This window comes from Pandoraea cepalis, from assembly GCF_902459665.1.
GTDB classification, from domain to species: Bacteria; Pseudomonadota; Gammaproteobacteria; order Burkholderiales; family Burkholderiaceae; genus Pandoraea; species Pandoraea cepalis.
Genome location: NZ_CABPSL010000018.1, coordinates 80,428 through 94,595, shown reverse-complemented (window position 1 = coordinate 94,595; position 14,168 = coordinate 80,428). Strand labels below are relative to the sequence as shown.

At 65.4% G+C, this 14,168-nt stretch carries 11 protein-coding genes and 1 pseudogene; 6 read left to right on the top strand and 6 right to left on the bottom strand.

Annotated elements, in window-relative coordinates:
• Positions 1 to 26: 26 nt before the first annotated feature.
• Complete coding sequence (locus PCE31106_RS19435; protein WP_150564412.1) at positions 27 to 1,532, bottom strand: amidase; 1,506 nt, start codon at positions 1,530 to 1,532, stop codon at positions 27 to 29.
• 1,073 nt (positions 1,533 to 2,605) lie between these two features.
• Between PCE31106_RS19435 and PCE31106_RS24575 the strand changes: the two are divergent.
• Positions 2,606 to 4,339, top strand: a pseudogene (locus tag PCE31106_RS24575) (beta strand repeat-containing protein); the annotation flags it as partial.
• Positions 4,260 to 5,816 carry an autotransporter outer membrane beta-barrel domain-containing protein gene (locus PCE31106_RS19425; RefSeq protein WP_150564411.1) on the top strand — a complete coding sequence of 519 codons (1,557 nt, stop codon included), beginning with the start codon at positions 4,260 to 4,262 and terminating at the stop codon, positions 5,814 to 5,816. The pseudogene PCE31106_RS24575 and the gene PCE31106_RS19425, both read left to right, overlap by 80 nt.
• A 42-nt stretch (positions 5,817 to 5,858) precedes the next feature.
• Here the strand turns inward: PCE31106_RS19425 and PCE31106_RS19420 are convergent, their stop codons facing one another.
• A complete protein-coding gene (locus PCE31106_RS19420) occupies positions 5,859 to 6,392 on the bottom strand; it encodes a hypothetical protein (RefSeq protein ID WP_017231595.1) in 534 nt (177 codons plus the stop codon).
• Positions 6,392 to 7,090, bottom strand: a complete 699-nt coding sequence (locus PCE31106_RS19415; protein WP_150564410.1) for a flagellar basal body L-ring protein FlgH — start codon at positions 7,088 to 7,090, stop codon at positions 6,392 to 6,394. Before PCE31106_RS19415 ends, PCE31106_RS19420 begins: the two co-directional genes overlap by 1 nt.
• Positions 7,091 to 7,309: 219 nt before the next feature.
• On the opposite strand from PCE31106_RS19415, the gene PCE31106_RS19410 reads away from it, so the two are divergent.
• The 4 genes from PCE31106_RS19410 to PCE31106_RS19395 all read left to right on the top strand — a co-directional run bounded on the left by PCE31106_RS19410 (position 7,310) and on the right by PCE31106_RS19395 (position 10,836).
• Positions 7,310 to 8,497 carry an ATP-binding protein gene (locus PCE31106_RS19410; protein WP_150564409.1) on the top strand — a complete coding sequence of 396 codons (1,188 nt, stop codon included), beginning with the start codon at positions 7,310 to 7,312 and terminating at the stop codon, positions 8,495 to 8,497.
• Between the two features lie 116 nt (positions 8,498 to 8,613).
• Positions 8,614 to 9,411, top strand: a complete 798-nt coding sequence (locus PCE31106_RS19405) for a response regulator (RefSeq protein WP_254441192.1) — start codon at positions 8,614 to 8,616, stop codon at positions 9,409 to 9,411.
• A gap of 42 nt (positions 9,412 to 9,453) precedes the next feature.
• A complete protein-coding gene (locus tag PCE31106_RS19400; protein WP_150564407.1) occupies positions 9,454 to 9,951 on the top strand; it encodes a hypothetical protein in 498 nt (165 codons plus the stop codon).
• Between the two features lie 282 nt (positions 9,952 to 10,233).
• A complete protein-coding gene (locus PCE31106_RS19395) occupies positions 10,234 to 10,836 on the top strand; it encodes a BPSL1445 family SYLF domain-containing lipoprotein (RefSeq protein WP_017231590.1) in 603 nt (200 codons plus the stop codon).
• Positions 10,837 to 10,958: 122 nt separating this feature from the next.
• On the opposite strand, the gene PCE31106_RS19390 is transcribed toward PCE31106_RS19395, so the two are convergent.
• From PCE31106_RS19390 to PCE31106_RS19380, 3 genes are all read right to left on the bottom strand, one after another.
• Positions 10,959 to 11,828, bottom strand: coding sequence for an ABC transporter permease (locus tag PCE31106_RS19390; RefSeq protein WP_017231589.1), 870 nt, complete (start codon positions 11,826 to 11,828; stop codon positions 10,959 to 10,961).
• Between the two features lie 82 nt (positions 11,829 to 11,910).
• Positions 11,911 to 12,744: an ABC transporter ATP-binding protein gene (locus PCE31106_RS19385; protein WP_150564406.1), complete on the bottom strand. Its 834-nt coding sequence runs from the start codon at positions 12,742 to 12,744 to the stop codon at positions 11,911 to 11,913.
• Positions 12,745 to 12,913: 169 nt separating this feature from the next.
• Complete coding sequence (locus PCE31106_RS19380) at positions 12,914 to 13,963, bottom strand: ABC transporter substrate-binding protein (protein ID WP_017231587.1); 1,050 nt, start codon at positions 13,961 to 13,963, stop codon at positions 12,914 to 12,916.
• Between the last annotated feature and the right edge of the window lie 205 nt (positions 13,964 to 14,168).

The following is a 14,168-nucleotide window of genomic DNA, read 5'->3' as shown; positions in this document are numbered from 1 at the left end:
GAGGGTCGTGGGTTTCGTAGGGAAGGTCAGGCAGGTGGTACGAAGGCGTAGCCGGCGGCCTCAAGCAATCTGGCTACATGGATCGAGCGCAGGTCGTGATACAGCGGCGCCACGATCTGTACGCCCACAGGCAGCCCTTGTGCCGTGCGCCCTGCGGGCGCCACGGTCGAAGGCAAGCCGCACAAGCCGGAATGCCCGGCCCAGAAAAGTTGCGTCGTGAGCGGCTGCGCGCGCCCGTTGACGTCCAGCGTGCGTTGCCAAGGCGCGCCCTCCTCGTTCAGCACGAACGCGGGCGTGGCCGCCACGGGGCACAGCAGCACGTCCACACGCTCGAACAATTCGCGCCACGCGGCCGCGAAACGCTCTCGTAGCGGCTGCAATCTGAGCCAGTCGCGATGCCGCATGGCCGCCCCCACGTACTGAAGAGACGCATAACCCATGTCGTCCGCCGGAGCCTGACCGGCCGCCGTCACGGCGGCTTCGAATGCCTCGTCGCCCAGATAGCCGCACGTCGATGCCCGCAGCATCAATGTATACACACGCATCAGTTCGGCCGCATCCAGCGATGGGCGGGCATTCCACAGCACCTGCGCGCCACGGTGCTCAAGATCTTGTCCGAGGCGCACAATGGCCTGCTCCACCTCGGCGTCGACGTCGGCAATCGGGTGATTCGGCAGAACACCGAAGCGAATCTGGCGCAGGTCGGTGGCGTGACAGCGGGGCAGTTCGAAGCGTACGGCGCAGGCCGCCTCTGCCGGCGGCCCGGCGATGGCTGACAGCACCACTTCAAGGTCGTCCGCGCTACGTGCCAGCGGGCCTGCCACGTTAATATCCGGGAACGCCACACCACCCGGCAAGCCATGCCCGTCGAGGGGCACGAGACCGTGCGTGCTCTTGTGCGAGAAGATGCCGCAGTAGTGGGCAGGGTTGCGAATCGACGAGCCGATGTCGGAGCCGACATCGAAGAAAGACATGCCCGTGGAGACCGCGGCGGCGCTGCCGCCCGACGAACCGCCCGGCGTGCGTCGTAAATCGTGAGGATTGCGCGTGGTACCGTAGACGTCGTTGTAGCTCTGCCAGTCGCGCAGGAAGATCGGCACATTGGTCTTGCCCAGCAAGATCGCACCGGCATCCGTCAGCCGTTGAACGACGCTCGCATGTTGCGCCGCAATATTATTCGTGAATGCCGGATCGCCGACAGTGGTCGGCCACCCCTTGACGTCAAACGACTCCTTGATCGTGAACGGGACGCCGTGCAAAGGCCCCCGGACCAGACCAGCGCTCAACTCCTTATCCCGCTGACTTGCGACCGCGTACGCTCGCTCGAAGTCGCTGACCACCACCGCGTTGAGCGTCGGATTCGAACGGCGCACGGCCGCTTCACACGCGGCGACGAGCGCCTCCGACGTGACCTCGCGACGCCGCAATGCCTCCTGCACCGCTGTCGCCGTTACCCAATGCCATTGGGGAGCGCCGGGCGAGTGTCGTGATGCGGTCTGGTCGTCCGGGCATTCGACTGTTGGATTCGTCATGATGGAAAAGCCGTTTCAGTATTCTGTATACCATCGATGAACAAATTTTCGCTGTCAAGCCACTTGCTGATCAGGGTTTCTGCTAGGAACTGTCGGCCTTCGCCCCACCGCATTCAAAACACCACCCGCCGGTCTACCCGTTGCGCCAGGCGCGTGGCACCGAGTCATTGAGCGCCATGCGGCCCGTCGGCCAAGTGCCCGGGCGGTAGACCCGTCTCGCGATGCCATAGGCGCCCAAGCGTCCCTGTATCGCCGGCAACCGATCAGAAATGCCGTCCGGCATCAGAATGGAAGGCATTGGAAGCTTCATGTTCAAACAATGATGGCCAAAATAGGTGCGAACCGCCACCTGGCCGCCTGAAGCCTCACCGCCCACTTCACCGCGGGACACCGTCGCAGGGATACGTCACCCTTATAGCGAGTTACCTTACTTTGTATTACATTCGGTGTCCTATGCGCACTCAAATAGCGCACGCACCGATGCTCATCCATCGAAATAGGCGCGGTCTTCCTGAGCATTGGCGTCCCATGTCTGCCGTAGTGCGGGGGAAAGGCCGTAGCTTCTCGGTCACCGGTCGCCATGCACGGCGCGATGCGAGAGATTATTCGTGGTCCAAGGCAAACTCGGGCGCGCAGCCCGTCAGGCGCAGCTCGCCACTACGACGTCGCTGACGTCTTCGGCTTCCGATTTCGGCTTTGTGCCGGCGCGAGGTCCAGCCCGAGGACCGACGGGTAAGGGGTTCATTCGAACGGTCGGGAGCACGGCCATTGCGCTGGCCCTCGCCGGGGCTGCAGCCCCTGTCTGGGCCGCCGCCTGCACCCCCAGCGACACCAGCGGCTGCGGTGCACCGGGTGGCGACGGTTTCCCCGGTCGAAGCGGCGCGGGCGGTACCGGAAATGGCCAGGGCGGCGGCTCCAGCCACCTCGACGCCAGCACCGTGACCGTACAGGACCCGGGAAGCTGGGGGGCCCTCGGTACCGGCGGCGCGGGCGCAACCGGAGACGTCGCTGCCGCGACAGCCAACGGTCCCGCGCAAGTGATCGCCTCCAGCAACATCGTCATCAACGCCCCCATGACGGGCGACGCCGGCAACACGGGACCGGACGGAACCAACTTCGGAAGCGGTGGGAACGGCGGCAACACCGGCCTTTATTACCTTGGCAGCAACATCACCGTTGCAGTAGCGGCAGCGATCACGGGAGGGGCCGGGGGCAACGGGGGAAACACCACCAACGGCGTGAACGGCAACGGCGGGGGCGGTGGCGGCGGGGGTAGCGGACTCACCTCGGCCGGGGTCGCAGCAACGATCACCAACAACGGGACGATTACCGGGGGCGTTGGCGGCACCGGGGGTTCCGGTGGGTTCAGCGGCGGCGGCGGCGCTGGCGGCGACGGCCTGCTCTCGCTCGGCGGCAGCGCGTCCATCGTCAACACCGGCACGATCACGGGCGGCGCAGGCGGGGCCGCGGGCGCGGGCGCCTCGGGGTCCGCCGCAGGCGGCGCCGGGGGCACTGGCGTCGATCTTGCCCAAACCCGCAATTCCCTCGCCAATACCGGAACGATCTCGGGCGGTATGGGCATCGGGGGCGGTGTCGGCGTGGTGACGCGTGGCATGGATTCGATCACGAACGCAGGTCTCATCATGGGTGCGCTGACCGGCCCAGGTGGGACCCGAGCCGCGGCGATCGAGTTTGGCGGCACGGACAATTCGCTGAATCTGCTGACAGGCTCCTCGATCCTCGGAACGCTGCTCTTCGACGCGGGGGCGACGGCCACCATTGCCGCAAGCAACACAGGGCTGACACTGAACAACGATGTCATTCTGAGCGACGCGGCGTCGCGCGCGACCGTCTCCACGGCGTCGACCGGCTTGACGATGTCGGGCGTGATTTCCGGGGCTGGCTCGCTCAGTGTCGTGGGCGGCAACACGTTGACGATTTCGGGCACCAACACGTATACGGGGGCGACCACGATCAGCAATGGCACACTCGCCCTGGCGGGAAGCGGCAGCATCGCGGCGTCGTCCGGCGTCGTGCTGAATTCGGTGCTCGATATATCCGCCGTCACGTCGGGGACGTCTATCAAGGCGCTTTCAGGCGCGGGTACGGTGCGGCTTGGCGCACAGTCACTGTCGCTCACCAACGCGACCGGCACGTTCGACGGCATCATCGACGGCACGGGCGGCGTTCGCCTGGCCGCCGGCACCCAGACGCTGACAGGCACCAGCACCTACACCGGCGCGACCGTGGTCGACAGCGGTGCCACGCTCAAGCTCAGCGGCGGCGGCAGTGTCGCAGCATCGAGTGGCGTGACCAATAACGGCGCGCTCGACATTTCTGCAACGACAAACGGCGCGTCGCTCACGGGCATCGCCGGCAGTGGGTCGGTCGCGCTCGGGGCCCGCACCCTTACGCTCACGAACGCCTCGGGCGTCTTCTCCGGCAGCATCGGCGGCTCCGGTGGACTGACATTGAATGGCGGCACCCAGACGCTCTCGGCCGCAAACGTCTACACCGGCGCGACCACGATCAATGGAGGCACACTGGCATTGACAGGCGCCGGCCAATTGTCTTCGGTGACGAGCCTTGCGATGCTGGGCAGCGGCGCGACGTTCGATATGTCTGCTGCGGGTACGCAAGCGGTCTCGGGATTAAGCGGCGTGGCGGGCACGCGTCTGCTCATGGGGGCGAATTCGCTGAGCGTCGACACCTCAGGCAACAGTACGTATGCCGGCGACCTTGCGGGCAGCGGGACCTTCACCAAGCTCGGCAGCGGCATGCTCGTTCTCAATGGCGCGAGCACGGCCTTCACGGGGACGACGAGCGTTGCGGCGGGCACGCTCGAAGTCGGCGACGCCAACCACGATACCGCCTCACTGGGCGGCGACGTGGCCGTCGGCGCACAAGGGACGTTGCGCGGGGCACGGCACGATTATCGGCAGCGTGACCAACGGCGGCATCGTGGCGCCGGGAGGCTCCATCGGCACGTTGCGCATCAGTGGAAACTACACACAGGCGTCCAATGCAACGTTGGCGATCGAGGTGAGTCCGACGGCGGCGTCGCAGCTCAAGGTATCGGGAAGCGCGACGCTGAACGGGGTGCTGGCGATTACGTACGATCCCGGCACGTACCAGGCAACACGCTATACGGTGGTGACCGCGGCGAATGGCGTCAACGGTCGCTTCTCTTCGGTCACCGGCGCGCAGGCGGCAGGCGCCAATCTTGGCAGCCTGCAATCGTCGGTCGCCTATGGTGCGAACGATGTCATCCTGTCGCTGGTCGATCCGTCCGTCAGCGATCCCGGGAGCTCGGGCGCAATCGTGATTGCGCCGAAAAACACGAGCGTCTACACCGCGCTGGGCACGGCGGCGCTGGCGAATGCGCAGTCGACGGCCGCGGCGCTTCTCGATCAAGCCACGCGACGCGCCGTGGATACAGGGCTTGCCACCGGCGACGCGGCGCCGCGTACCTCGCCCGTCTGGGCCACGGCCACCGGATTGCACGCACGTGTGAACGGCTCGGGCGCTCAGTCTGGCTTTCAGGAGAATCAATACGGCTTCCTTGCTGGCGCGGAACGGCACGAAGAACGCGTCATGTTTGGGCTGGCGGGCGGCTATTCCCATGCCGATCTTTCGGAACAGGGCACGGCGAGCTCAGGCACACGGGACACGCTGCGCCTTGCCGCGTATGCAAGCCGTGAGATGGGCGCGGTCGATGTTGCCGCCACTGTCGGTTACGGCCTTCACTTCCTGTCGCAGAAACGTCCGTTCGCGGGCATCGGCACGGCCGAGGGCGATCATATCGGGCAGGAATTGACGGCGGCGGCGCAGGCGAGTGCACCGATGGCGATCGCGGGCATTGTCGTGACGCCTCGAGCCGGCCTGCGCTACGCCTACTTCCACGCGAACGGCTTCGACGAAAGCGGTGCGGGCGGACAGAATCTGCGCGTTGGCACGGACAACACGCGGAGCCTGCAACCGTTTGTCGGTGTGACGCTCGACAAGGCGTTCGGCGACGCAACGCGCCCCGTGAACGTCCAGTTCCGCGTGGCGTACGCGCACGAACTGCTCGATGTCGCCCGGGTGATCACCGTGGCCTCGCAGGACGGTACGGCCTTCGTCGCATCGGGTGCGGATTTGCCGCGCGGCTTCCTGACGCTCGGCGCCAGCGTCGGCGTGACACTGGCCAAGCACCTGGATATCTCGCTCGCTTACGATGCGCTCGTCAATACGGCACGCGCATCGTCGCAGGCGGGGAGTCTGAAGGTGAGTTACCGGTTCTGAACGCCCTTGCGCGGATGACGCTTGTCGCCGCCCCTTGATCGCTCAAAACACCACCAGCCGGTCAACCAGCTGCGCGATGCGCGAGTTTGACGCCGACCACGATTCGACCGTACGCGATCGACCGTCGAAGTACACCGTATTGATCACTGACCCGTTGCGGCTGAGCGTCAGCGTTGCATAGGCCAGGTATTCGCTCGGCGTGTTGCCCCACAGAGCATCGCGCCAGGCGCGGCGCACCGAGTAATTGAGCACCACGCAGCCCGTCGGCCAGGTGCCCGGGCTGTAGATCGTGCTCACGATGCCATAAGCGCGCAGGCGACCCTGTATCGCCGGCAGCAGATCGGAAATGCCGTCGGGCGCCAGCTCGATACACACATTGTGCGAGAGCAGCTCCGGTGCGGCAGGCGTCGTCGGCGGCACGATGGACGGCAGTTGATCCGACAGCATCACGCCCGTCGACACCATGCTGGAGGCCACCTGCGCAGCGAGCACCGGCACCGGTGTCGTGAAGAGGCACCCGCCCAGGGTGGCGCTGGCGGCCGCCGCCAGCATCAGCACGATCGCCAGTCGTTTCATCAGAACGGCGACACGCCGAGCAGAATGCCCTGCAGCCAGCCACCACTGCTCCCGTCGGCGACCTGCCCCTCCTCCACGCGCGCCACCTTGGCCTGCCCCACCTTGCTCGACGCGACCACATTGCCCGGTGAGATGTCGAATTTGTTGACGACGCCGGTAAAGCGGAACGTCTCCATATTGCGCCCTTGCAGGACCTGCTTTTCCCCGCCCACGACATAAGCGCCGTTCGGCAATACGTCCACGATCGCCACCGCAATCGTGCCGGCCAGCGCCGTGCTCGAACTGTTGTTGCCGTTGCCCTTGAAGGCACTGGCCGATTGACCGATGTTGAACCAGCGCTCCAGCACGGAATCGGCCCCATTGGCCTTGGCGCTCTTGGCCGTCACGCTCGCGTTGCGCGAGATGTCGCTCTGCGACTTGTTTCCACCGGACGAGTTTTCGGACACCGCAATCGTAAGCAGATCACCGATGCGATGCGCGACCGGTGTCTCGAACCAGTTCGTGGCGGTGGTCGATTGGTAGATGGATCCGCCCGTCTGCACGTTCGCCACGCGCGGCATGGGCATCATGCCCATCGGCGTGGGCGCCGGCGCCGAGCTGGAGCAGGCCCCCAACATGGCGCCCGTGGCGGCCAGCAGCGCAAGCGTCCGGAGAACACCGCGCGCCGCAACGCGCGGTAGCATCGACAGCTTCGACATGGTGAGGCGCCCCCGCGCCGATCCCGGATGCCGGATCCGGTCGTCTTGGAATAGTGTGAACGGTTGATCGATGGCGCAGCCGACACGGCGGCCAGCGTCGAGAGGAATAGTAAGGAGTGCAGGTGCAGGCACTAAGCACAAATAGAGGAAAATTTGTGGAGGCCCGCCGCGCGCCACACCGATGCTGAGAAAATGGCGCGCCAACGTCGGCAGAGCTCCATGGGTTCGCCCCGTCAGGCGCGCTTTCCCGCCATCACCGTTCGCCCAACCACGCAGCGCATGAACTCCGGCATCACCCGCAAGCTTTTCCTCGCACTCTTCGCGACGGGCCTGATCACCATGACGGCCACGGCACTCGCCGTGCGCGCCGCGCTCGGCGGGCATCGCTGGCTGTGCGGCGACAACCTGATGTATCTGACGGTCCTCGGCGTCGCGCTGCTCGGTGTGGTGGCGCTGCACCTCGCCCGGCGTCTGCTCGTGCCCGTCACCCCGCTGCTCGAGGCCACCCACCGCATGGCGATGGGCGACTACAGCGTACGCGCGCCGACAGCCGGTGCCGACGAGCTCGCCCGTCTCGCCGTCGATCTGAACCGCCTGGCCGACACGCTCGCCCGCAACGACCGCTCGCGCCGCGACCTGCTCGCGGACATTTCCCACGAGCTGCGCACGCCGCTGTCGATCCTGCGCGGGGAAATCGAAGCGATGGAAGACGGCGTACGCCCACTCACGCAAGACGCCCTCGCCTCGCTGCGCGTCGAAATCTCGCAGCTCTCCAAACTGATCGACGATCTGTACGAACTCTCGCTCTCGGACGTCGGCGCACTGACCTATGCGTTCGCCCCCGTCGACATGACCGAGCGCGTCGCCACGTCCGTGGCCGCGTTCGGCGACTGGTTCGACGCCAAGGGCATCGCGCTGAACGTGCACCTGCCCGACGACACGCTCATCATCAACGGCGATCTCCACCGCGTGACGCAACTGCTGGGCAATCTGCTCGAAAACTCGCTGCGGTACACCGACGGCGGCGGCGCCGTGCGCGTGTATCTGTCGGCCACGGCCACGCAATTGCGTCTGGAGATCGAGGATTCTGCGCCGGGCGTGCCGGACGATGCGCTGCCGCGTCTGTTCGAGCGCCTGTTCCGCGTGGAAGCATCGCGCAGCCGGCGAAGCGGTGGCGCTGGTCTGGGGCTGACGCTGTGCAAACATATCGTCGAAGCGCATGGCGGCCAGATCACCGCGCGACACTCCCCACTGGGCGGTCTCGCACTCGCGGTCGCTCTGCCGCGTCACCGCCCTGCGCCTGCGGCCGCAGGGGGGGCGTGCGGCGGCGGATGCGCCTGGTCACCCAGCGCGACGAGCCGACTCGGGCCCGCGCGGCTCGATGACCCCGCCCTTGCGAGCTCGTGATGAACCCTTCGCCCATGCCTTCGCCCATGCCTTCGACCTCGCCGACCCCGTCGGCGGGCGCTTCGCACGCATTGACCCCTACGCCGCTTTCCGCCCCAAGTTCACCGACCGACGCGATGACCCTCTCCGACACCGCCCCGATTCTGATCGTCGAAGACGAGCCCAAGCTCGCCGCGTTGCTCGCGGAATACCTACGGGTGGCCGGCATGCCTTGCCGCATTCTCTCGGACGGCCGCGACGTGGTTCCGGCCGTGCGCGCGACACAACCGCGCCTGGTGCTGCTAGATCTTATGCTCCCGGGCATGGACGGCCTCGAAGTCTGCCGCGCCGTGCGCGAGTTCTCCGAGGTGCCGGTCGTCATGCTGACGGCGCGCGCGGCAGAGACGGACCGGCTGCTGGGCCTCGAACTCGGCGCCGACGACTACATCTGCAAGCCCTTCAGCCCGCGCGAAGTCGTGGCACGCGTCAAGGCGATTCTGCGCCGAGTGAGAGGCGCCGGTACCGCCTCCGGCCCCCAGGGAACCGGCAGTCTTGCGAATGCGGCACCGCCGCGCGCGCTCGTCATCGACGCAATGCGTCATCACGCACGGCTTGACGGGCACGAACTGCCACTCACGCCGGTGGAGTTGCGGTTGCTGGCGACGCTCGCCAGCCATCCCGACAAGACCTTCCCTCGTGCCCACCTGCTCGATCGCATGTACGACGATCACCGCGTGGTCGCCGACCGGACGGTCGATAGCCATATCAAGAACCTGCGTCGCAAGTTGCAGGCGATCCGGCCCGACGAGGAAATCGTGCGCTCGATCTATGGCGTCGGCTATCGGCTGGAATTGCGCACGGACCGCCCTGGCATGGGCGCCGCGCGGCATGGCGTCGCGGGTATCGACAATCCCGCCGGGGCGATGCCAGAATAGGCGCACCCGCGCCGCAGCGCGGTTCCCTTGAGGAGATCGACGATGCCACGCCGCGCCGCTACGCTGTCCCCGATGTCCACGGCCCTCACAACCTTCGCCTCATCCGCGTCATCCGCTTCATTCACGCCCAACGGCGTCGCAGCGCCGATGCTTGGCATTGCCGAGCTTGCGCGGTCTTACTCGCCGATCAAACGTTTTCTGCAAGCTTCCACTGTCATCGCACTGCTTGGTGTGAGCGGCGGCGCGTTGGCACAGACGCCCGTGTGTTTCGATAGCGTCGGCCGCGCGCTGCCGCCGGAGCAATGCTCGCAAGCCGCGCGCGATCAGGCCGCGTCGCAGGCCAGCGCTTCCGGCGCGGGATCGCCCTCACTGCGCGACGAGTGTCGCGCGCTCGCCGACAAGATCGCCAACACGCCGGACAAGCCGGTCTACCAGCGCGGACGCCGGGTCGAGTCGCCCGCCGGCGATCGCGTCGACATTCCTACACGCACCCGCCCGCGCAAAGCGCTCAAGGAAGAATACATGCGCAAGTGCACGTAGGCGAACACCTACAAGTTGACGAGAGATGTCTGCAAGTTGACGGAACTTGTTGCCCTATTTTCTTGACAATAACGTCAGAGGCCGCATAATCGTCGTCACGCCGACGGGTTGTCTGCCACGATTTCACGCAGGCACATCCGTCGGATGCCGAATTATCGTTCTCATCATCCGCTTCATGGCCGACACGACGCGCGCCGCGTGGAATGCGTTATCGGCCCGACGTTTTATCCGGATCCATGCCGCCTTGCTCAGCAAGCGGCACACGCTACCTGGAGGGAGAAAATGCAAAAACGCGAATTCCTGATGAAGACTTCCGTCGCTGTTGCCGCCGCTGCATTCGCGCTGTCGGGCTGCACCACGACCACCCCGTCGCAGGCCAGCAAGAGCGACAGCTCACCCGGCGCCAACGCGAACAAGCGCCGTGAGATCGATGCTTCCGTGAATGGCGCGCTCGACAAGATGTATGCGTCCGTACCGGGCTCGCGCGAACTGGTGAACAAGTCGCGCGGCATGCTCGTGTTCCCGTCGGTGCTGCAAGCCGGTTTCGTCGTGGGCGGCCAATACGGCGAAGGCGCGCTGCGCGTGGGCGGCGCCACGAAGGGCTACTACAACACGGTGACGGCGTCGTTCGGTCTGCAGATCGGTGCGCAGTCGAAGGCCATTATCTTCCTGTTCATGACGCAGGACGCCCTGGACAAATTCCAGCGCACCGACGGCTGGACGGCGGGGGCCGACGCCTCCGTGGCCCTGGTCAAGATCGGCGCGAACGGCGCGGTCGATCTGAACACCGCGACTTCGCCGGTCGAAGTGATCGTGATGACCAACGCCGGTCTCATGGCCAACCTGAACGTCGAAGGCACAAAGGTCAGCAAGCTCAACATCTGACGACGCCCGGACACCGCGAGGCATTCAGGAATCTGACGACCTCGCGTCCCACGCCAAACGACAACGGCGCCATCCGCAATGGATGGCGCCGTTGTTTTATGCGCAGACGATGACCGTCGGCATTACTCGGTGCTGAACGCCGCCGGACGCCACTTCAGCAAACGTTTCTCGAGCGACGTCAGCAGGTAATCCGCCGCCAGCGCCACCACGGCAAGCACGATCATCGCGGCAAACACGCCACTCGCATTGAACGCGCCCTGCGCGGTCGAGATGAGCAGGCCGATGCCCTGCTTCGAGCCGAGGAACTCACCGACCACCGCACCCACCAGGGCAAAGCCGAAGCTGACGTGCAGGCTGGCGAGAATCCACGACAACGCCGACGGAATCACCACCGACATCGTCACCTGACGGCGCGACGCGCCCAGGATCTGCGCATTCGCGATCATGTAGCGGTCGGCTTCACGCACGCCCTGGAAGGCATTGGCGAACACGACGAAGAACACCATCACCACGGCAAGCGCCACCTTCGAGGCCATGCCCAGACCCAGCGAGATCACGAAGATCGACCCGAGCACCACGCGCGGAATCGAGTTGGCGATCTGAATGTAGAGACTGAAGACATCCGAGAGCAGCTTGTTGCGGCCGAGCACGATGCCGCAGATCACACCCGCCACGCCGCCGATCAGAAAGCCCAGCACGGTCTCTTCGAGCGTGACGAACACCTGCGTCCAGAGCGGGCCCTGCGAGGTGCCTTCCACACACCATTCATAGATCTGCGCAACGATTTGAGTCGGTTGCGAGAAGAAGAACGGGTCGATCCACCCCACGCGCGCGCCCACTTCCCAGCCGCCCAACCCGATCACCAGAATGGCCACGCGCAGAAAAATCACCAGCGCGCGACGTTGTTTGATGCGACGCTGCGCGCTGGCTTCCTCGCGCGCGAGATCGGCGTCACTGAATCCTGCCACCATGGCCTGTTCACTCATGTTCATGCCCTCCTCCAGACGGCGTGGGCACGCGCATCGATGCGCGGCCCGCAAATGCATTGTCGATGCCCCGGCGGGGGCGTCGTCTTCAACCGATCTTCACTTCGTCACGCAGATCCGCCCAGATCTCGCGCGAAATGTCGATGAAGCGCTGCTCGTAACGCACTTCGGACATCACGCGCGGACGCGGCAGATCGATCGTGTACACATTCTTCAGCGTGGCCGGACGCGCCGTGAGCACGAACACGCGATCGGCCAGCGCAATCGCCTCTTCCAGATCGTGGGTGACGAACACCACCGAGCCGGAGGTTGACGACCACAGTTGCAGCAACTCGTCCTGCATGAGCGTGCGCGTTTGCATGTCCAGCGCGGAGAACGGCTCGTCCATCAACAGGATTTCGGGGTTGTTGATGAAGGTCTGTGCCAGCGCCACGCGCTTGCGCATGCCGCCCGAGAGCTGGTGCGGGTAGTGGTCGCCGAACTTGTCCAGGCCCACACGCTTGATCCATTGGTCGGCCAGCGCGTAAGCGGCGTCTTTGGACTGACCGCGAAACAGCGGGCCGGCGGCCACGTTCTCGCGCACGCTGCGCCACGGGAATACCGCATCGTTCTGGAACACGAAGCCAATGCGCGGGTCGATGCCGTTGACCGGCTGCCCCATCACGCGCACGCTGCCGGCGGTCGGGCGCAGCAGGCCGGTGATCATCGACAGCGTGGTCGATTTGCCGCAGCCGGTCGGCCCGACAATGGCGACGAACTCGCCGCGGGCGACCGACATGCTGAAGTTGCGCAGCGCGATGGTGGCGTGGCCGTCCGCCGAGATGAAGCGGCACGACACGTTGTCGAATTCGATGGCCGGGGTATCGCGCGAGACAGGGCTCGCAGCGCGCGCCGGCGCAGTGGGGGTGATGGTCTGGGTCATGCCCGGTTCCTCAGTGACGTCGAAGGGCAAACGGTGTCGTTGCGGTTTTTCAGGGGTGAGTCTGCCCACACACCGGACGGTCGTCGGGTGCGGGCGGCTCGGGTGGCGGCGCGTCGAGCGACGCGCGCGCCGGAACTACAGGATCAAAGGGTGACGCGAGATCGAACGCTTACTTCGGCACGTTCGCGGCGTCGACAAACGCGTTGGTGTAGGTCTTCGAAAGGTCGATGTGCTTGCCCTTGACGTTCGGGTTGAACGCGGCGAGCACCTTGAGCACCGTCTCCGGACCATCCTTCGGCATGCGGCCGTCCGGCGAGTACATCGGCAGCGAGTTCTGCAGCGCCTGCAGGTACAGCGCCTTGTTGTTGGCGTAGTAGTCCTTCGGCATCTTCTCTGTGATCTCTGCGGCCGAGTGGGTGTTGATGTACTTGAGCGTCTTCACGAACGCGCGGGCCAGCTTGGTCGCCTCTTCCTTGTGCGTGTCGGCCCACGCGCGCTGCACGTACAGGCTCGACGCCGGGTAAGCGCCGCCCAACGCGTCGACCGTGCCCTTCATCGTGCGCATGTCGACGAGCACTGCCGCGTCGCCCGTGTTGATCAGACGCGAGGCGGTCGGCTCGGTCGTCATGCCGGCGTCGATCCGGTTCTGCTTGATGGCGGCGATGAACGTGTTGTCCGCGCCGACGGGCAGCACCGAGAATTGCGACGAGGTGATGCCGTGCTTGGCCGCGAGGTACTGCGTGAGGAAGTTGGTCGACGCACCCAGGCCGGTCACACCCAGGGTCTTGCCCTTGACGTCGGCCATGCTCTTGATGGTGTCGCGGCTCTTGGCATTGACCAGCTCGACTTCGCCGGGCACCTGACCGAAGACCGTGATGGCCTCGATTTCCTTGCCCTTGCTTTGCAGGTCGATCGAGTGATCGTAGAAGCCAACCACGGCCTGCACGGCACCGGCGAGCAATTCGTTTTCGGCATCGACACCGGCCGGCTGCGAGAGCAGCTCGACGTTCAGCCCTTCGTCCTTGAAGTATCCGAGTTGCTCGGCGAGTTTGGCCGGCAGGTAAATCATCTTGGTGATGCCGCCCACCATGATCGTGATCTTGCCGCTGTCGGCGGCGAAACTCGGCACGGCGGCCAGCGCCAGCGATGCGCCGAACACGGCGGCCAGAACGGGTTTCACGAAGGCTTTCGGCGTACGCACGCCATGGCTTGCTCGCATTATGGTGTCTCCATCGTTTTTAGGGATAATGGCTCAAGCGTCGCGTTGCGGCGCCGGCCGACCGCTGTGGTTTGCCACAGGGCCCAGGCAGCGGTCCTCTGAATCGTTTCCTTTGCCTTGATGCGAATTGTAGAAAACCGAAGCTTTCATCGAGCTTTCGTCCCATGCAGGTTTTCTTGCGCAACCGATGGGTGTTTACCCGCTG

Coding starts and splice junctions, on each gene's coding strand:
- PCE31106_RS19385 (WP_150564406.1), bottom strand. CDS start 12,744: ATGACCCAGACCATCACCCCCACTGCGCCGGCGCGCGCTGCGAGCCCT.
- PCE31106_RS19425 (WP_150564411.1), top strand. CDS start 4,260: ATGCCGGCGACCTTGCGGGCAGCGGGACCTTCACCAAGCTCGGCAGCG.
- PCE31106_RS19395 (WP_017231590.1), top strand. CDS start 10,234: ATGCAAAAACGCGAATTCCTGATGAAGACTTCCGTCGCTGTTGCCGCC.
- PCE31106_RS19410 (WP_150564409.1), top strand. CDS start 7,310: ATGGGTTCGCCCCGTCAGGCGCGCTTTCCCGCCATCACCGTTCGCCCA.
- PCE31106_RS19380 (WP_017231587.1), bottom strand. CDS start 13,963: ATGCGAGCAAGCCATGGCGTGCGTACGCCGAAAGCCTTCGTGAAACCC.
- PCE31106_RS19415 (WP_150564410.1), bottom strand. CDS start 7,090: ATGTCGAAGCTGTCGATGCTACCGCGCGTTGCGGCGCGCGGTGTTCTC.
- PCE31106_RS19390 (WP_017231589.1), bottom strand. CDS start 11,828: ATGAACATGAGTGAACAGGCCATGGTGGCAGGATTCAGTGACGCCGAT.
- PCE31106_RS19420 (WP_017231595.1), bottom strand. CDS start 6,392: ATGAAACGACTGGCGATCGTGCTGATGCTGGCGGCGGCCGCCAGCGCC.
- PCE31106_RS19405 (WP_254441192.1), top strand. CDS start 8,614: ATGACCCTCTCCGACACCGCCCCGATTCTGATCGTCGAAGACGAGCCC.
- PCE31106_RS19400 (WP_150564407.1), top strand. CDS start 9,454: ATGCCACGCCGCGCCGCTACGCTGTCCCCGATGTCCACGGCCCTCACA.
- PCE31106_RS19435 (WP_150564412.1), bottom strand. CDS start 1,532: ATGACGAATCCAACAGTCGAATGCCCGGACGACCAGACCGCATCACGA.